This window comes from Terrabacter sp. RAF57 (genome assembly GCF_052113925.1).
Lineage (GTDB): Bacteria > Actinomycetota > Actinomycetes > Actinomycetales > Dermatophilaceae > Terrabacter.
Genome location: NZ_JBFRDT010000027.1, coordinates 26,243 through 43,310, shown reverse-complemented (window position 1 = coordinate 43,310; position 17,068 = coordinate 26,243). Strand labels below are relative to the sequence as shown.

Sequence of the window (17,068 nt, the reverse complement as noted above, 5' to 3'; positions counted from 1 at the left end):
GAGCAGGACTGGTTCCCGAAGGTCCGCGAGGGCCTCGGGCGCAAGCAGCTGCAGGAGCTCGGCGAGGAGCTGCTCGCTGCCCGGAAGAAGGCACCGCGCCGTCCCGAGCAGCCCAGCGCGATGAAGAAGGCCATCGACGCGGTCGTCTCCTGAGGGTCCGGCTCTCTGCCTGACGAGGTCAGTCGATCTCGTTCGGCACCCGTCCCTCAGCCAAGAGAGCTGGCGATCTCATGCCGACCGGGTGAGGACGGTCTACGGCGGACCGGGCGACGATGAGGCATCGCCAAGCCCGGGAGGACGCATGACCAGCTCGCCCATCACCGCTCCGACCCGCCCGCACGGTTGGAGGTACGGGACCGTGCTCTTCGCGGGAACGGTGTTGCTCATCTCCGGCATCCTCGAGTTCCTGCGTGGGCTGTCGGCGCTCTTCGACAACACGCTCTACGTCAACACGCCCCGGTACATCTTCGCCTTCGACACCACGGCCTGGGGCTGGATCCACCTCGTCTGGGGCATCGTCCTCGTCGTGGTCGGAGGACTGATCCTCGCCGAGCGGCCCATCGGCCGGATCCTCGGTCTGGTCCCCGTGTCGCTCGCGATGGTCCTCAACTTCGCCTCGATACCGGTCTATCCGGTCTGGTCCATCGTGCTGCTGACGCTCAACGCCCTCGTCATCTGGGCGCTGTGCACCGCGGGGTTCGCCGACGACGTCGGCTACTGACGCCGGCCCGCGCTCATCGCCCCTCGGGTCCTGACGCTGACGGTCGTCGCGGCGGTGCCGGCCGCCCCGGACGCGTACACTCGGGGTGGTAGGCGAGTCCCTGGACCCCGGTCGCGTCCCTCCCGTGAACGTGACGTCGTGCGTCGTCCGGCACCGCCGTCCCCGCGCCGGTCACTCCTCACATGCCCGTGGAGCCCCCGCGTCGTTCTCGCGAACGCCCGTGGCCACGGGAAACACCGTGGCCCAAGGAGATCGATCGCCGTGACCAGCACCCACCATGACCAGACCACCGGGAGCTCGTTCACGGCGCTCACCCGCCAGGTGCACGACCTGGGACTGATGCGTCGGCGGTACGCCTACTACTGGACCAGACTCGTCGGCGCCGTCGTGGCGATGGCGGGGTGGGTGCTCATCGTCGTGTGGATCGGTGACAGCTGGTGGCAGCTCGCGCCCGGTGCGGTCCTCGCGGTGCTGATGACCCAGATCGCCTTCCTCGGCCACGACGCCGCGCACCGCCAGATGTTCCGTTCCGGTCGACTCAACGACTGGGTCAGCCTCGTCGTGGCCAACCTGCTCGTCGGCATCAGCTACGGCTGGTGGCAGAGCAAGCACACCCGTCACCACGGCAACCCCAACAAGGTCGGCTACGACCCCGACATCGCGTCGGGGGTGCTCGCCTTCACCCCCGGGCAGGCCCACCGCTCCCATCGACCACTGGTGCGCTGGCTCGTGGCCCACCAGGGCTGGTACTTCTTCCCGCTGCTGCTGCTCGAAGGACTGTCGCTGCACTGGGAGGGCATCCACCGGGTCGCCGGCCGTCGTCGGGTCGAGCGCCGGTGGGTCGAGCTGGCCTTCCTGACCACCCGCCTCGCGGGGCTGCCGGTGCTCCTGCTCCTCGTCATGTCGCCGGCCAAGGTCGTCGCCGTCCTCGCCGTCCAGCTCGCGCTGTTCGGCCTCTACATGGGCCTCTCCTTCGCCCCGAACCACATCGGCATGCCCCTCGTCGCGCCGGGGCTCAAGCTCGACTTCCTCAACCGCCAGGTCCTCATGAGCCGCAACATCAGTGGCGGTCGGTGGATGTCCGTGCTCCTCGGTGGGCTGAACCACCAGACCGAGCACCACCTCTTCCCGTCGATGGCGCGGCCCCACCTGCGGCGGGTGCAGCCGCTCGTGGTCGCCTACTGCGCGGCCGAGGGGGTGCGCTACACGCAGACGACGCTCTGGACGGCATACGGAAGCGTCATCAGCCACCTCAACGCCGTCGGCCTCAAGGACAACGACCCGTTCCTGTGCCCGCTCGTCGCGAGCCGACGCGCGGTGACCGTGGCGGACGCCACCTGATGGTCACCGGCTCGCCAGCGGTCCGATGTCGAGACACGCGGGCTGGCTCCGTCCCACCCGTGAAGGGCAGCCACCCGGAGGCCCACCTGAACACGGAGGTCGACCGTGCAACCGAACGAGATCACCGAGGTCCTGAACCGGCCCGGGAGCCAGCAGATGCTCACGCGTGACGTGGCCCGCCTGGCCTACGTCGCCACGGACGGCACACCGCGCGTCATCCCGATCGCCTTCACCTGGAACGGGACCCACTTGGTCATGTGCACCACGAAGAACGCGCCGAAGCTGCCTGCCCTGCGTCGCGACCCGGTGGTCGCGCTCACCATCGACACCGAGGTGCACCCGCCGACGATGCTGCTCGTCCGCGGCACGGCCGAGCTCGATGTCGTCGACGGCATCCCGGAGGAGTATCTCCAGATGAACGGCACGTACACGATGACGCCCGAGCAGCGGGTCGGGTGGGAGGCGGAGGTCCGCTCGCTCTACGACGGGATGGTCCGGATCGTCGTGACCCCGACGTGGGCGAAGCTCATCGACTTCGAGACGACGCTGCCGAGCGCCGTCGAGGAGCTGGTCCTGGAACGCGAGCGCCGGCAACGCGCCTGAGTCCGCGCCTTCCCGGTCGGGGACCGTCCGGATCCGGTGGCACGGTCGGGTCATGACCACAGCGACGAGTCCCGGGGTTCTCACCGATCCGCGGCCGATCACCGATCTCATCCCCTCCGTGGCGGCGGTGTGCCGCAGCGTCCTCGATGCCGCCGTCGACCGCGAGTGGAGCATGCCGGCCGGTGACCTCGAGTGGTCGTGCCGGCGCACCGCGGCCCACGTGGCCGACGTGCTCTTCTCGTATGCCGGCCAGGTCGTCGCGCAGCCGGACGCGGCCTACCTGCCGATGGAGCTCGTGGTCGAGGACGCCGCGACGCCCGACCGTCTCGTCGCCTCGGTCGTCACGTGCGCAGAGCTGCTGCACCTGGCCTGCCGGGCCGCGCCGGCCGGGCTGCGGGCCTGGCACCCGGCCGGCGTCGCGGACGCTGAGGGCTTCGCGGCCATGGGCGTCGTCGAGGTGCTGGTGCACACCCACGACGTCACCCGCGGTCTGGGGCTCGGGTGGGTGCCGCCGCAGGAGCTCACGGCAGGGGCGCTGGCGCGACTCTTCCCGCAGGCACCTGACGGGGACCCGACGGAGGTACTGCTGTGGTGCTGCGGTCGCGGCGTCCTCGCGGACCGGCCCCATCTCGAGACGTGGCGCTGGGACCCGACGGTGCGGAGCTGAGTCGCTCGAGTCGCTCGAGTCACTGACCGCGCCGCCGGTGGCCCCGAGAGCCGGGAGCAGCACAGAGCCCCCGCTCAGGTGGGCGAGCGGGGGCTCTGTTCGGTGCTGCCCGTCCCCGACGGGCCAGCCCGGGGTACCCCTCCACGAACACCCGAGGCTGTTGCCAGGACGCCCGGGGGCGTCCCTTCCCCCTGTAGACGATCAGCCTGCGTTTTCATGACACGGTTTTTCAGCGGATCTCCGGACCGCGCGACGTCCGGCCACGAGGTCATCGCATGTTGCCCGTGTGACCCAGCGAGAAGCGGCCCGGTTGCGGCCAGACGAGGAGGCCGTGCGGCCCCGGTCGCACCCGGATGCGGTGGGTGACACGGCCCGTCACGGTGTCGATGACGTAGACGCAGGAGTCGTAGCGACCGGAGAACCACAGCTCGCTCCCGTCGGCCGTCACCCCTCCCATGTCGGGGGATCCCCCGCCGGGGATCCGCCACGTCGCGAGCCGGCGCAGGGTGCCGCCGTCGAGGACGCTGACGGTCCCCTCGCCCCGGTTGCTCACGAAGACGCGTCGCGCGTCCCGGGCGGGATAGATGCCGTGCGCGCCCAGGCCCGTCCTGACGAAGCGCGTCACGTGGAAGGTCGTCGCGTCGATGACCCAGATGCCGTTGCGCAGCATGTCGGCGACGAGGAAGGATCGGCCGTCCGGAGAGAGACGCACGTCCTGGGGCATCGACGTCGCGCCCGACGCGAGCATGGCCGCGGGACCGCCCATCGACCGGGCATCGGCCGGGCGGGTCGCTCCCGGGGTCCGGATGCGGTTGAGGTCGACGATCCGGACGACCCGAGTGGCGGACGCGTCGAGCTCGGCGAGGTCGCCGCTGAACTCGCAGCTGACGAGCATCCTCGTCAGGTCGGCCGTGAAGTCGGCGTGGTTGAGCCCAGCGCACGGCACCGGCAGGGAACGCCGCAGGGCCATGGTGCGAGCGTCGCGGACGTCGACCCGACGGAGCCGCTCGGCCATGACGAGCGCGCTCCTGCCGTCGGGGGTGAAGTAGAGGTTGTAGGGATCGCGCACCGCCACGGGGGTGCCGACGGCACCGGTGCGCGGGTCGATGGGCGTCAGGGCGTTGCCCGCGTCGCTGTTGACCCAGAGGCGGCGCAGGTCCGCGGACGGCACGACGTGCTCGGGCGAGCGCGGCACGCGTCGGGTGGCGATGACGGCATACGTCCTCGGGTCGATGACCTGGACCGTCCCGGCGAGCTGCTCGGGCACGTAGACGAGCGGACGCGCCCGGCGGGCCTCTCCGGCGAGGCTCCCCGCGCCGGTGAACGCATAGGGCTGCGTCGTCCCGGCGTCCAGCGGCGCGGACCCGGGCGGACGCGGCGAGGGTGAGCCCGACGAGGTCGGCGCGGGGGCCGACGAGGTGGGCACGGGGGCCGTCGAGCTCGGCCCGAGGGGGGCGACGACCCGCGACGACGGACTCGGAGCACCGGCCGCGGCAGTCCGGGACGTCGAGCAGTCGGCCAGCAGGGCGCTCGTCGTGACCGTGAGGGCGAGCAGGACCACGACGCCGCGAAGCGGTCCCACGGCGGCACGAGCGCGAGGCGGTCTCACGCCAGGAGCTCGTTGACCGTGACCGCACGCAGACCACGGGCGCGCAGCCCCGCGAGGATGCCGGGCAGGGCGGCCACGGTGCCGGCGTGACCGAGGTGGAGGCTGACGATGCTCCCGGCCCGGACGTCGGCGAGCGTCCGCTCGCGCACAGCGGCCGTCCCGGGGTCGAGGTAGTCCTGGGGGTCGACGTCGTAGGAGATGCAACGCGCGTAGCCGGAGGCGCGGGCGGCCGCCCGGATCACGGCGGTGCTCGTCGGAGTCCCCGACGGCCGGAAGAGCAGCCCGGCCGAGCCGCGCACGAGAGCCACCTCGGCCGCCCCTCGGCTCACCTCGGCGTCGGCCTCGGCGGCGGCGAGCCTGCGCATGGGTCGGTGGCTCCACGTGTGGTTGCCCAGGTCGTGGCCTCCCGCGAGGACGGCGCGGCCCAGGGCCGGGTTGGCATGGAGCCACTGGCCCACGGCGAAGACGGTGACCCGGGCGCCGTGGGCGCGGGCGATGTCGAGGACGGTCGCCGTCAGGAAGGCGGGTCCGGCGCCATGGAAGGTCAGGGCGACCTCGTGACGGCCGGACGAGCCCGACCGGATGTCGGGGCCGACGGACCCGAGGACCGTGTCGGCCTCGGTCGACGTGGTGGGAGCCGCCGATGACCCGGTGGCCACCGGAGGTGCCGAGCCGGGGACGCCGGAGGTCGGCGCGGGCGCGCGGGTCCCCCGGAGCGTTCCCTGCGCCGCGGGCGGCGGGGTCTCCGGGGCCGGCGAGCACGCAGCGACACCAGCCGACCCCAGAGCGCCGGCGGCCGCGGCGAGCACGGCTCTCCGAGACGTGCCACCACGGAGGACGGGCACCGCGTCGGGCTGGTCGCGGGCCGGCTCTCGTGGCGTCATGCGTCCCTCCCTTCCGGCTCGCCGGCGCGAGGACTCAGCCGCGTCCGCAGCCACGGCATGGCGGGTGCGGCGAGGGCCGTCACCACGAGGACGGATGCGCCGGCGAAGACGACCGAGGCGACGACGTCGGTGACGTAGTGGACCCCGAGGTAGAGCCGCGAGAGGGCGACGACGGCCACAATGGGCAGGCCGACGACCCAGGCGACCCGGGTGGACCGACCGGTCAGGACCAGTGCCGCCACGACCGCGAAGACCGTCGCCGCGGCGAACGCGGTGTGTCCGCTCGGATAGCTGTCAGCGGCGGTCTCCGCGACGAGGGCGTGGACGGCGGCGGCAGGGGGCCGAGGCCGGTGGACGAGGACCTTGCCGACCTCGACCGAGAGCCAGCCGACGACCGTCAGGACCCCGATGGTCACGGCGGCGAACCGGTCTCTCGTCCAGACGAGTCCGCAGCCCACGAGCAGCAGGACCGGGGCGATGCGTGTGCCGAGGCCGACGTCGACGACCTGGGCGGCCGCGGTCAGCAGACGGTCGCGGTGTCCGGAGAGGAGCACGTCCAGCCCCAGCTCGCCGGTCCGGGAGGCGCCGACGGCCGTCACCGCGAAGCCGAGGGCGAGACCGACGCCGAGGAGCGCGATCCCCCAGACCACCCAGGCCCGCCGACGCGCCCGCCGGCGCTTCGCCGTGTCCGGCTCGGAGGTCACGACGGTGGTCATGCGAACCGTCCGCTCGCCCGGGTGGGATCGGCGTATGCCGTCACGAGCGTCGTCGGGTCCGCGGCCGGGGTCGGGCCCGCGTCGGGGCTCGTGCCGGGGCTCGTGTCGGGGCTCGTGTCGGGGCTCGTGTCGGGGGCCGTGTCGGGGGCCGTGTCGGGGGCCGTGTCGGGGGGCGTCGGCGGGCTCGGGTCCAGGAGCCGGAGCTCGTCGAGGACGAGCGCCACCGGGGTGCGCTGTGACCCCTGGCCCAGCGGGTTGTCGGCGAACATCTGCTCCATCCGGGTCCGGTCACCCGCGGCGTCGCTCCCGAGGACGTTGCAGCCGAGGTCGTTCGCGTCGATGACGACGGTGCCACCGAAGGTGTCGGCAAGGCCCTGGGGCAGTGCGGCGCGGATCGCCGCCGAGATGGTCGCAGACACGCGGTCGGGATCCTCGGGGGCGAGCTTGGCCGACAGGTTGGCCGGGTGGACGGAGTACTCGGTCGGTCCGTCGATGGCGCGCACGTCGCCCCCGACGACGGTGTAGAAGAGGCCCCGCCGTCCGACGAGCTTGCCCGCGGCTCCCGCGGCCGCGGCGAGCAGCACCCGCGGGAGGCCCGCCTCGTCGATCGCCAGCTGCATCGTGAACGGTGACCCGAGACCGATGCCTGCGGAGGTCCGCGTCACGTGACGGCTCAGCACGCGCGCGGCTCGGCTGACGGGGATGTCCCAGATGAAGAACGAGCGGTGCTGGGTGATCGCGACGACCTTCTCCGAGACGAAGACGTACCAGCGGCTGAACCCCGCTCCCGCGACGGACCGGCCGTCACCGAGCGCGTCGACGTGCGCGCGGACCCGGTCCACCACGAGGGCCACGAGGTCGTCGGTGTCGGCCACCTGCGGGGTGCGCACCGGGAGGCGACGGACCCGTGTGCCGTCGGGCAGCTCGATGTCGAGGTGCTTCCCCTCGTTGGTGACGGGGGCCGTCAGGGAGCCTGCCCCACGGGCCGCTCCGCGCGTGGGGCCGGCCGCGCCCGACCTCGCGTCGTCGGCCGGGTCGGACCCGGCGTCGGCCGGGTCGGACCTGGCGTCGGCCGTGTCGGCGGCGGGTTCGGCTCGCGCGTCGAAGAACTCGCGCAGCCAGAGCTCGACGTTGAGGATGCGCCAGAAGGCCATGGAGTCGAGCGAGCCCCGACCACTCAGCCACTGCTCGAAGGCGTTGAGGACCTCGGTCCGGTCGAAGTAGGGCCGGCTCGCGAACGACTCGGAGAGGAACACCCGGTAGATGAACTCGCGCTGTTCGTGGAACCACTCGTTCTGCGGGGTCGTGAAGCCGATCTTGTTGCGCCGTCGGGTGATCGAGGCCGGAAGCACGTGCTCCTCGGCATCGCGCAGGACGTGCTTGTTCCAGCCGTCCCGGATGATCGCGTCGTCGGGCATCGCGAAGACCGTGCGCACGAGGTCGGGGTCGAGGAAGGGCACCCGACCCTCGACGGAGAAGCGCATCGAGTTGCGGTCCTCGTAGCGCAGCAGAGCCGGCAGCGAGGCCACGAAGAGGTCGTGGACGAGGCGCTGTCGTAGGGTCGCCCCCTCCACGGCGTAGGTGTCGTCCGCGTGGGCGGCCCTGAAGTCCCGTCGGAGGAGCTGGCTCACCGATCCCCCGCCCTGCAGCCGGGTCCGGAGCCGCGAGCGGACCTGACCGACGAGGATGTCGCGAGAGGCGACGATCTCCGAGAGGCCGGCACGTCGGTCCCGGGAGACCAGGCTGCGCAGGTGCGTGACGGTCTGGGGGACGTATCCCGCCAGCATCTCGTCCGCCCCCTGTCCGTCGAGCATCACCGTGACGTGCCGGCTCGCCTCCTTCATGACGCGGTACTGCGCGTACGGTCCGGTCGAGACGACGGGCTCCTCCTGGGTGCGCACGAAGTCGGTGAGGTCGGCGAGCAGGTCGTCGGAGGTCGGCCGGATCCTGTGTGACTGGACGGGACCCGAGCACGCGTCGACGGCGTCATCCACCCAGCGCTCCTCATCGTTGCGGTAGCCGGGGAAGACCGCAGAGAAGGTCTGCTGCCGAGGCCCGACGGCCTCGGCCGACGTGTCGTGCGTGGTGAGYAGCCGGTCGATCCCGACGGCGATGGTCGAGCTGTCGAGCCCACCCGAGAGCGACGTTCCCACCGGCACGTCCGAGCGCAGCCGCAGCGCGATGGACTCGTTCAGCCCGTCGCGCAGGGCCGCGACCTCCTCCGCGCCCGCACCGGTCGCGGCGGGACGAGCGCGCTCGAGGTCGTGCTGCAGGGTGCCGTAGCGCCTACGCTCGAACCCGTCAGCGCTGATCGTCGCCATCTCACCCGGCAGCAACCGCTCGATGCCGTCGAAGAAGGTCTCGGCACCGTCATCGTGCACCCGATGGCGCAGATAGCGGAACAGGCTCCTCTCGTTGGGCGCCCGGTCGTGGCGGCCGCTGACGAGGATCGGCCTGATCTCGCTGGAGAAGAGCCACGAGCCTCCGCGGCCGCCTCGGCCTCCGTGCGCCTCCGACACCCGGCTCACGTGGAGCGGCTTGATGCCGAACTGGTCACGGGCCAGGGTCAGCGTCTGCTCGTCGCGGTCCCAGACCGCGATCGCGAACATCCCGTTGAGGCGGTCGAACGCCTCACGTCCCCACGCGGCATACGCCTGCAGGACGACCTCGGTGTCGCTGTGCGTCACGAACGTCCGTGACGCCGAAGCGAGCTCGTCCCGCAGGGCGCGGTAGTTGTAGACCTCACCGTTGTACGCGAGGACGTACCTGCCGTCCGGCGTGGCCATCGGCTGCCTCCCGCCCTCGCGGTCGATGATCGACAGTCGCTGGTGGGCCAGCCCGACGGGGCCGTCGAGGTGGGTACCCGAGTCGTCGGGCCCACGGTGACGCTGGGCCGCGCTCATCCGGTCCAGCAGCCCACGGTCCTCCTCGAGGCCGAAGTACCCGGCGATTCCACACATGCGCATCCCTCCGACGACGGTCGTCTGACCCGCCATCGTGCGACGACGCCGCTGAGAGGACCCTGAGGCCGGTTCTCAGCCGGTGTTCAGGCTCGCCGACCTAGGCTCGGGCCCATGAGCGCCATCCGCGAACCCGCAGGCCTCGGCCTCGACGCCCGGCAGGTCTGAGCGGTGCGCGTGCTCGTCGTCGAGGACGAGACGTCCCTCGCGGAGGTCGTCCGACGCGGTCTGACGCGCGAAGGGTTCGTCGTCGACGTCATGCACGACGGCCAGGACGGGCTGTGGGCGGCCACCGAGTCCGCGTACGACGTCATCGTCCTCGACATCATGCTGCCCGGGCTCGACGGCTACCAGGTGATCGCACGACTGCGCGAGGCGGGTGTGTGGACGCCCGTGCTCATGCTGACCGCCGTCGACGGTGAGCACGACCAGGCCGAGGCGTTCAACCTCGGTGCGGACGACTACCTCACGAAGCCGTTCAGCTTCGTCGTGCTCGTCGCCCGGCTCAGGGCGCTCATCCGGCGGGGCGCCCCGGAACGTCCCGTGGTCCTCACGAACGGCTCCCTGTCGCTCGACCCGGTGCGACGGCGGGTGCTGCGACACGGATCCGAGATCGCCCTGACTCCCAAGGAGTTCGCGCTCCTGACCTTCCTCATGATGCACGCGGGTGAGGTCGTCACCAAGGCCGCCATCCTCGATGCCGTGTGGGATCCGGCCTACGACGGCGACGTCAACATCGTCGAGGTCTACGTCGGCTACCTTCGCCGTAAGATCGATGCCCCGTTCGCCGAGGCGAGCATCGAGACCGTGCGGGGCGTGGGCTACCGACTGCTCGAGGCTGAGTCTGCGGAACCTGCCGAACCGGTCGAGCCGGCCTGATCCGCGGCTCCCGACCCGCCGGCCGGTGGCGCCGACGAGGGCAGCGGCAGCGTCAGCTCGAAGCAGGCGCCACCGGACGGCGACTCGCGCACCGAGAGCCTCCCGCCGTGTGCCACGGCGAGCTCCCGGGCGATGGCGAGACCGAGGCCGGCTCCCCCGGAGTGGCGTGACCTGCTCTCGTCGAGCCGCACGAAGCGCTCGAACACGCGCGCTCGGTCGGCCACGGGGATGCCGGGTCCGTCGTCCTCGACCCGCACCGCGGCGCTGGCGCCACCCCGCTCGACGGTGACGTCCACGGTGCCCACCGCATGGCGGGCGGCATTGTCGAGCAGGTTGCGCAGGACCTGCTCGAGCTGGTGCTCGTCGCCGCGGACCCGCACGGCGGCGTTGGTCAGACGGACCGCCAACGGGGTCAGCCGGCGCAGTCGCCGGACCTCACGGTCGACGAGGTCGTCGAGGTCGACGTCGCGGCGGCTCACCGTGAGGGCGTGGTCATCGGCCTGCGACAGCAGGAGCAGGTGGTCGACGAGCCGGCTCATCCGCTCGGTCTCGCCGCGCAGGATCGGGTCGAGCTGTTCCCACGACGTCTCGGGATCGTCGGGACTGACGACGTCGAGCGACGCCCGGATGGTCGCGAGCGGCGACCGCAGCTCGTGGCTGGCGTCGGAGACGAAGCGGCGCTGGGCGCGCTGCGAGGCCTCGAGCCGGCTCAGCATCGAGTTCATCGTCACGGCCAGCTGAGCGATCTCGTCGTGGGTGGGCGGCACGGGCACGCGATCCTGCAACCTGGAGGCGCTCGTGCGCTCGACGTGGGAGCGGATCGCCTCCACGGAGCTGAGGGCGCGCCCGACCCGCCACCACGTGATCATCGCGGTGAGGGCCACGAGGAACGGCAGGGCGACCGCCAGGAGGATGGCCGTGGTCCGGACGGCCTGCTCGCGCGCCTCCTGGGACGCCTGTGCCGCGAGGACGTACGTGTCACCACCCACCTCGACCCCGCGTGCGACCACGAGGGGGTCCCGCAGGTCGAGCGGCAGCGGGAGAGAGGAGCGGCCGGTGACCACGGTCTGACCGGCCGCCGGCCGCGCGTCGGTGATCGGCTCGGTCCGCGACGCCTTCGAGGTGTAGACCACGTGCGCCGCTCCGCCCTCGTACCCGATGACCTGGACGATGACGTTGTCGGGACCCTCGTCGCGCTCGCTTCGCGCGAGACCTGCGGTCCCGTCGACGGCCAGCACGGTGGCGTCCTCGTCGACGACGGAGGTCACGCTCTCCTGCAGCGTCTGGGTCAGGGCCCCCTGCAGCACGAGGACGAGCACGGCGCTGCCGAGGAGCAGGGCGACGGCCACCACGGCTGCGGCGGCGACCGTCGCCTGTCCCCGGACTCCCGTGGGCAGTCGGAAGCGGGCCGTCATCGGGCTCCTTCCGGTCTGGGGCGGCACGGTGGGTGCCACCACGATTCTGCCCGATCGGGCTGCTAGGCCTTCTTCTCCAGTGAGCCGATCGTCGACTGGAGAGCCTTGAGCGCAGCGGCGCTGTCCGCCTTGGAGGGCGGTGTCGACCGCAGCGCCGTCAGCGCACCGTCGATCGCGGAGTCCATGGTGTGCCAGTCGTCGGGCGACGCCGGCTTCATCGCGGCCTCTCCGTCGTCCCAGGCGACCTCGAGGTCCTTGATCCGCGTCGTTGCTGAGGACAGGTCGCCCGACCGGGTCTTCGCCGCGACGTCGTCGACGATGACGGCGAACGGCCGCAGGTCCCCGATGGGCGACGTCGCGTCCGTCTCCAACGGGTTGGCCCGCGTGGCGCTGCCCCGGGTACCGGACGATGCACCGGCGGTCGTGCCGGATTGAGTGGCCGAGGCGGGAGCGGCAGTCGGCGCAAGAGCCGTGGCGGTGGCGACGACGGCCACGGCGCCTGCGGCCGCCCAGGCGTAGTCGCGGCGCGGGTGCACGGCCGGGGCCTCACCCTTGGCGCGGATGCCGTGACGGTTGACGTTGACCTGCTCACGGGCGACGAGCACGACGATGACGGCGAGGAAGACGAGGCTCGTCAGGCTGGCGCCGAGACCCAGACCTCCGAAGTCGCGGCTCTGCGTGAGCAGGTCACCGAGCGAGGCACCGAGCGGTCGAGTCAGGACGTAGGCGATCCAGAACGCGAGGACCCCGTTGAGTCCGGCGCGACGAGCGACCCAGACGGCGAGGATGAGCCCACCGAAGATGAGGACACCGTTGCGGAAGCCGAGCGACAGCGCCTCGGTGGCGAGGTCACCGCCGGCCGTGCCGAGCGCGAAGGTCGTGAGGATCGCGCCCCAGTAGAACCGCTCGCGCCGCGGCGTGTCGATCGCGGTGATCGCGAGGGTGCGCTCCTGGCGCCACCACACCGTGAAGACCGCGGCCAGCACCAGGGCGAACACCGCAGTGCTGACGTAGAGGCTGACGCCCAGCGTGTCGGTGAAGAAGTCGGTGATCTGGGTGCCGACGATGCTGACGAGGATGACTGTGAGCCAGTAGAGCCACGGCACGAGGCGCCGCGTCCGCAGCTGGGCGACCAGGGCGATGACGAGGAGGGTCATCATGGCTGCGTCCGTGACGAGCGTCCCGAGGCCGACCTGCACGGCGAGGTAGTCGGCGAACGTCTCGCCGATCGTCGTCGACAGGATCTTGATGAGCCAGAAGGTGGCCGTGATGGCCGGCACCTTGTTGAGCAGCTGGGCGGACACAGGGCGAGGCGCCTGGTGAGCCGCCGTCCCAGGGACGGTGGACGTCTGGTGGTCAGACATGCGGGATCCTCCACGGAGAGAGCTGTCTCGACAGTCCTCCCGGTCCGGGGCGACCCGGCGTGGCGCCGTCGGTCGGCCCTCGTGGAGCGCGCGACACGGCCGTCGGTGGCCGCGTGTGTCAGGACGTCGAGACGCCGGGAGAGGATCTCCCGGCGTCACGACGATGTCGCAACCACACTGAGGGCACGCTGAGGAGGCGCCTGCAGCAGCGCCCTGACGCGAGGCGCCGGGACCTCAGGCGGCCGCGTGCTCCCGCGCGGGCCCGGACGTCGGCAGGTCGGTGACGGACGCGCCCTTGTTGCGGCCCAGGAAGTCGTTCGGCAGGGACAGCCGGATGACCTTCTTCCAGGCCGAGCCGACCTGGCGCGGCAGCGAGCCCGTCGTGTAGGTCAGGCCGTAGCGCCGGAAGAGGTCCTGCACCTGCGGGGCGATCTCCTGGTAGCGGTTGCTCGGCAGGTCGGGGAAGAGGTGGTGCTCGATCTGGAAGCTGAGGTTGCCCGTCATGAAGTGCATCGCCTTGCTGCCGCTGATGTTGGCCGAGCCGAGCATCTGGCGCAGGTACCACTCGCCACGGGTCTCCCCCACGATCGACCGGCGCTCGAAGGTCTCGACGCCCTCGGGGAAGTGGCCGCACATGATGACCGAGTGGGTCCACAGGTTGCGGATGAGGTTGGCCGTGGCGTTCGCGGCGAGCGTGTTGAGGAACGACGGGCCCGAGAGCAGCGGGTGGATGACGTAGTCCTTCGTCATCTGGTTGCGGATCTTCTTCAGCGTCACCTTGGCGCGCGCCCGGAAGTCGGGGTCCTGGCGGCGCTCCTTGGTGGCGAGGTTCTTGCCGAGCTCGAGGTCGTAGGCGGCGATGCCGTACTCGAAGAAGCAGGCGTTGACGAAGTTCCACAGCGGCTGTGCGGCGTAGAGCGGCACCCAGCGCTGGTCCTCATCGACGCGCATGATGCCGTAGCCGAGGTCGTTGTCCTTGCCGATGACGTTCGTGTACGTGTGGTGCAGCTCGTTGTGCGAGTGCTTCCACTGCTCCGACGGACTGGCGTTGTCCCACTCCCACGTCGTCGAGTGGATCTTCGGGTCGCGCATCCAGTCCCACTGGCCGTGCATGACGTTGTGCCCGATCTCCATGTTCTCGATGATCTTCGCGACCGCGAGGCCGGCGGTGCCGACGACCCAGGCGGGCGGGAACATCGAGACGAGCAGGACTGCGCGAGAACCGAGCTCGAGCTTGCGCTGGGTGGCGATGACCTTGCGGATGTAGGCCGCGTCGTCGGCGCCGCGGGTGTCGATGACGGACTGGCGGATCGCGTCGAGCTCGACGCCGATCTGCTCGACGTCCTCGGGCGTCAGGTGCGCGATCGGGTTGTGGGTCTTCTTCTGCAGGACGGTCATGGTGACTCCTCTGGTCAGGGGGTCGGGGGTCTGTGGAACAGGTCAGTGGTCGATGACGCAGGCGCCGGCGGCTGCGGAGATGCAGGTCTGGATCGGGACGCCCTGGCCCTCGGTCTCGCCGGGGGTGGCGGTCGTGACGGCTCCGGTGCGCAGGTCGCGCACGGCTCCCTCGCGCAGGGGCAGGACGCAGCCGAAGCAGATGCCCATGCGGCACCCGGACGGCATGAGGACGCCGGCGGCCTCGGCGGCGTCGAGGATGGGGGTGGCGCCGTCGGCGTCGACGGTCGTGCCCGAGCCGGTGAAGTCGACCGTGCCGCCCTCGCCGACGACGAGGGTCGTGGCGCGGAACTGCTCGGTGAGCAGGTCGAGCCCGCGCTCGTCGTGGTGGCGCTGGAGCGCGTCGAGCAGCCCGCCGGGACCGCACGCGAGCGTCGTCCGGTCGAGCAGGTCGGGGACGAGGGCCTCGAGGTCGGCGACGTCGAGGACACCGTGCTCGTCGTCGTAGCGGGCGACGAGACGGATGAGGCCGGCCTGGTCGAGGGCGCGGAGGTTGTCGATGAAGATCGAGTGGGGCTCGCTCGGGGCGACGTGCACGACGACGATGTCGTATGCCGCCGAGCGGGCCAGGCGCACGACGCCGTCGTCGGCCACGGGGAAGAGGTTGCGCAGCATGCCGATGACCGGGGTGACGCCGGACCCCGCGGTGACGAAGAGGAACTTCCCGCCGTCGGTGGGGAGCACGAACTCGCCCTGGGCCTGCTCGAGGTGCACGAGGGTGCCGGGTCGCGACTCGCGCACGAGATGCGTGCTGACGAGCCCGTCCGGCACGGCCTTCACGGTGATGGAGATGTTGCCGTCGGCGCGCGGGCCGTGGGTCAGGGAGTAGGCCCGCCACTGGCGGATGCCGTCGACGTCGACACCGATGCGGACGTACTGTCCCGGCACGTGGCCCGCCCAGTCGGCGCCGGGGCGGATGACGATGGTGGCCGCGTCGGCCGTCTCGGGGTGGACGTCCACAATGCGTCCGCGCAGGTCGGCGCCGGGGCGCAACGGGTCGAAGAGGTCGAGGTAGTCGGCGGGCAACAGCGGGGAGGTCGCGCGCTCGGCGAGCTGGAGGAACCGTCGTCGCAAGGACGGGCGGGCGGCTCGGGTCGAGGGTTTCGAGGGCGCGGTCAGGCTCATGCCCCCAGCATGACTGACACCCAAGGGTAAGATCCTGACCACAGGGCGTGAAGTGTTCGGGAACTCTTGTGCGGAGGAAACAGTCGATGGCCTCAGAGACAACGAGCGCCACGGTCCGTGGCGCTGCTGACCTGCAGCTGGACCACGCGGTGCTCCGTGTGCTGCGTGAGCGGCTGCCGTCCATCGCGTCCACGACGGTCACCGCCGTCGTCGACGAGGTCCCCGACTACCGCGGCGCCCTCGGCGGGGTCGCCGGCGACACGATCGAGCGCGCCGTGCAGATGGCCATCGCCGGCTTCCTCAAGCTCGCGGGCGGCGGGAGCGACGTCGACGCGAGCACCCCGCTCGGCCCGACCCGCGAAGGGGCCTACGCGCTCGGACGCGGCGAGGCGCGCGGGGGACGGTCGATGGACAGCCTCCTCGCGGCATACCGGGTCGGTGCCCGCGTGTCGTGGCGCGAGCTCGCCCGGGCCGCGGGAGACGCCGGGCTGCCGGCGGCGACGATGGCGAAGTTCGCCGAGCTGCTCTTCGCCTACATCGACGAGCTGTCGGCCGCGAGCGTCGCGGGTCACACCGACGAGCTGACGACGAGTGGACGGGTGCGGGACCGCTACCGCGAACGGCTCGGTCAGCACCTGCTGGCCCGGGCCGGCATCGACACGCTGACCGCGGCGGCGGCCCGCGCCGAGTGGGCTCCCCCGGCCACGCTGACCGCCGTCCTGCTGCCGGCGGCCCAGGGACGCCGCGCCCTCGCCTCGCTCGGGGCCGACACCCTCCAGGTCGGCGAGGACCTGCCGGGCATCGACGACGTCGACCCGGACCACCCGCTGACGCTGCTGCTCGTGCCGGACGCCGACGGGCCGGGCCGCGTCCACGTGCTGCGGGTGCTGGCCGGCCGCCATGCCGTCGTCGGCCCGCCGCGCCCGTGGGACGACGCCCGTGCGTCCTACGACCGCGCCGCGCGCACGGCGCGACTCGTCCGGCCGTCACGCAGCGGGGCCCCCGTCGACACGGAGCGGCACCTGACCGACCTCGTCCTCACAGCCGACCCGGACGCGCTCGCCGACCTGCGCGACCTCGCTCTCGCGCCCCTCGCCGACCTGCCTCCCGGCACCCGTGACCGGCTCGCGGAGACGCTCCTGTCGTGGCTGCTGCACCAGGGACGTCGGGACGCGGTCGCTGCCGAGCTGCACGTGCACGCGCAGACCGTCCGCTACCGGATGGGCCAGGTGCGCGAGCTCTACGGCGACCGGCTCCTCGACCCGTCCGCGGTGCGCGAGCTCGTGGTGGCGCTCTCGGCTCCCACCGCGGACGGGTCCTGAGCGCCCG

14 protein-coding genes are annotated in these 17,068 nt (G+C 71.9%); 6 read left to right on the top strand and 8 right to left on the bottom strand.

Going from position 1 to position 17,068, the window contains the following annotated elements; all coding sequences use genetic code 11:
- The first annotated feature begins 301 nt into the window (after positions 1–301).
- The 4 genes from AB4Y83_RS20750 to AB4Y83_RS20735 all read left to right on the top strand — a co-directional run bounded on the left by AB4Y83_RS20750 (position 302) and on the right by AB4Y83_RS20735 (position 3,332).
- Positions 302–721, top strand: coding sequence for a DUF7144 family membrane protein (locus AB4Y83_RS20750; protein WP_442276959.1), 420 nt, complete (start codon positions 302–304; stop codon positions 719–721).
- Between the two features lie 261 nt (positions 722–982).
- Positions 983–2,062, top strand: a complete 1,080-nt coding sequence (locus AB4Y83_RS20745) for a fatty acid desaturase family protein (RefSeq protein ID WP_442276958.1) — start codon at positions 983–985, stop codon at positions 2,060–2,062.
- A 105-nt stretch (positions 2,063–2,167) separates the two neighbouring features.
- Positions 2,168–2,665 carry a pyridoxamine 5'-phosphate oxidase family protein gene (locus AB4Y83_RS20740; RefSeq protein ID WP_442276957.1) on the top strand — a complete coding sequence of 166 codons (498 nt, stop codon included), beginning with the start codon at positions 2,168–2,170 and terminating at the stop codon, positions 2,663–2,665.
- 52 nt (positions 2,666–2,717) lie between these two features.
- On the top strand, positions 2,718–3,332 hold the full coding sequence (locus AB4Y83_RS20735; protein ID WP_442276956.1) for a maleylpyruvate isomerase N-terminal domain-containing protein: 615 nt from the start codon (positions 2,718–2,720) through the stop codon (positions 3,330–3,332).
- Between the two features lie 268 nt (positions 3,333–3,600).
- Here the strand turns inward: AB4Y83_RS20735 and AB4Y83_RS20730 are convergent, their stop codons facing one another.
- The 4 genes from AB4Y83_RS20730 to asnB are packed head-to-tail and all read right to left on the bottom strand — an operon-like array spanning position 3,601 to position 9,501.
- Positions 3,601–4,914: a YncE family protein gene (locus AB4Y83_RS20730; RefSeq protein ID WP_442276955.1), complete on the bottom strand. Its 1,314-nt coding sequence runs from the start codon at positions 4,912–4,914 to the stop codon at positions 3,601–3,603.
- A 23-nt stretch (positions 4,915–4,937) separates the two neighbouring features.
- Entirely contained in the window at positions 4,938–5,825 is an 888-nt protein-coding gene (locus AB4Y83_RS20725; protein WP_442276954.1) for a polysaccharide deacetylase family protein, read from the bottom strand.
- Positions 5,822–6,541, bottom strand: coding sequence for a phosphatase PAP2 family protein (locus tag AB4Y83_RS20720; RefSeq protein WP_442276953.1), 720 nt, complete (start codon positions 6,539–6,541; stop codon positions 5,822–5,824). Before AB4Y83_RS20720 ends, AB4Y83_RS20725 begins: the two co-directional genes overlap by 4 nt.
- Positions 6,538–9,501, bottom strand: coding sequence for an asparagine synthase (glutamine-hydrolyzing) (asnB, locus tag AB4Y83_RS20715; RefSeq protein ID WP_442276952.1), 2,964 nt, complete (start codon positions 9,499–9,501; stop codon positions 6,538–6,540). Before asnB ends, AB4Y83_RS20720 begins: the two co-directional genes overlap by 4 nt.
- Before the next feature lie 171 nt (positions 9,502–9,672).
- Between asnB and AB4Y83_RS20710 the strand changes: the two genes are divergently transcribed.
- A complete protein-coding gene (locus AB4Y83_RS20710) occupies positions 9,673–10,380 on the top strand; it encodes a response regulator transcription factor (RefSeq protein WP_442276951.1) in 708 nt (235 codons plus the stop codon).
- Here AB4Y83_RS20710 and AB4Y83_RS20705 read toward each other — a convergent pair.
- From AB4Y83_RS20705 to AB4Y83_RS20690, 4 genes are all read right to left on the bottom strand, one after another.
- A complete protein-coding gene (locus tag AB4Y83_RS20705; RefSeq protein ID WP_442276950.1) occupies positions 10,323–11,795 on the bottom strand; it encodes a sensor histidine kinase in 1,473 nt (490 codons plus the stop codon). The genes AB4Y83_RS20710 and AB4Y83_RS20705 overlap by 58 nt on opposite strands.
- Positions 11,796–11,857: 62 nt before the next feature.
- A complete protein-coding gene (locus AB4Y83_RS20700; RefSeq protein ID WP_442276949.1) occupies positions 11,858–13,159 on the bottom strand; it encodes a COG4705 family protein in 1,302 nt (433 codons plus the stop codon).
- Between the two features lie 234 nt (positions 13,160–13,393).
- Complete coding sequence (locus AB4Y83_RS20695) at positions 13,394–14,557, bottom strand: fatty acid desaturase family protein (RefSeq protein WP_442276948.1); 1,164 nt, start codon at positions 14,555–14,557, stop codon at positions 13,394–13,396.
- Between the two features lie 42 nt (positions 14,558–14,599).
- Positions 14,600–15,739, bottom strand: a complete 1,140-nt coding sequence (locus AB4Y83_RS20690) for a ferredoxin reductase (protein ID WP_442276947.1) — start codon at positions 15,737–15,739, stop codon at positions 14,600–14,602.
- Positions 15,740–15,825: 86 nt separating this feature from the next.
- Between AB4Y83_RS20690 and AB4Y83_RS20685 the strand changes: the two genes are divergently transcribed.
- Positions 15,826–17,061: a helix-turn-helix domain-containing protein gene (locus AB4Y83_RS20685; RefSeq protein ID WP_442276946.1), complete on the top strand. Its 1,236-nt coding sequence runs from the start codon at positions 15,826–15,828 to the stop codon at positions 17,059–17,061.
- Positions 17,062–17,068: the final 7 nt, after the last annotated feature.

Bases quoted from the DNA above. Each gene is read 5' to 3' on its own strand.
- AB4Y83_RS20750 (WP_442276959.1), top strand. From the start codon at position 302: ATGACCAGCTCGCCCATCACCGCTCCGACCCGCCCGCACGGTTGGAGG.
- AB4Y83_RS20735 (WP_442276956.1), top strand. From the start codon at position 2,718: ATGACCACAGCGACGAGTCCCGGGGTTCTCACCGATCCGCGGCCGATC.
- AB4Y83_RS20725 (WP_442276954.1), bottom strand. From the start codon at position 5,825: ATGACGCCACGAGAGCCGGCCCGCGACCAGCCCGACGCGGTGCCCGTC.
- AB4Y83_RS20720 (WP_442276953.1), bottom strand. From the start codon at position 6,541: ATGACCACCGTCGTGACCTCCGAGCCGGACACGGCGAAGCGCCGGCGG.
- AB4Y83_RS20705 (WP_442276950.1), bottom strand. From the start codon at position 11,795: ATGACGGCCCGCTTCCGACTGCCCACGGGAGTCCGGGGACAGGCGACG.
- AB4Y83_RS20700 (WP_442276949.1), bottom strand. From the start codon at position 13,159: ATGTCTGACCACCAGACGTCCACCGTCCCTGGGACGGCGGCTCACCAG.
- AB4Y83_RS20695 (WP_442276948.1), bottom strand. From the start codon at position 14,557: ATGACCGTCCTGCAGAAGAAGACCCACAACCCGATCGCGCACCTGACG.
- AB4Y83_RS20690 (WP_442276947.1), bottom strand. From the start codon at position 15,739: ATGAGCCTGACCGCGCCCTCGAAACCCTCGACCCGAGCCGCCCGCCCG.
- AB4Y83_RS20685 (WP_442276946.1), top strand. From the start codon at position 15,826: ATGGCCTCAGAGACAACGAGCGCCACGGTCCGTGGCGCTGCTGACCTG.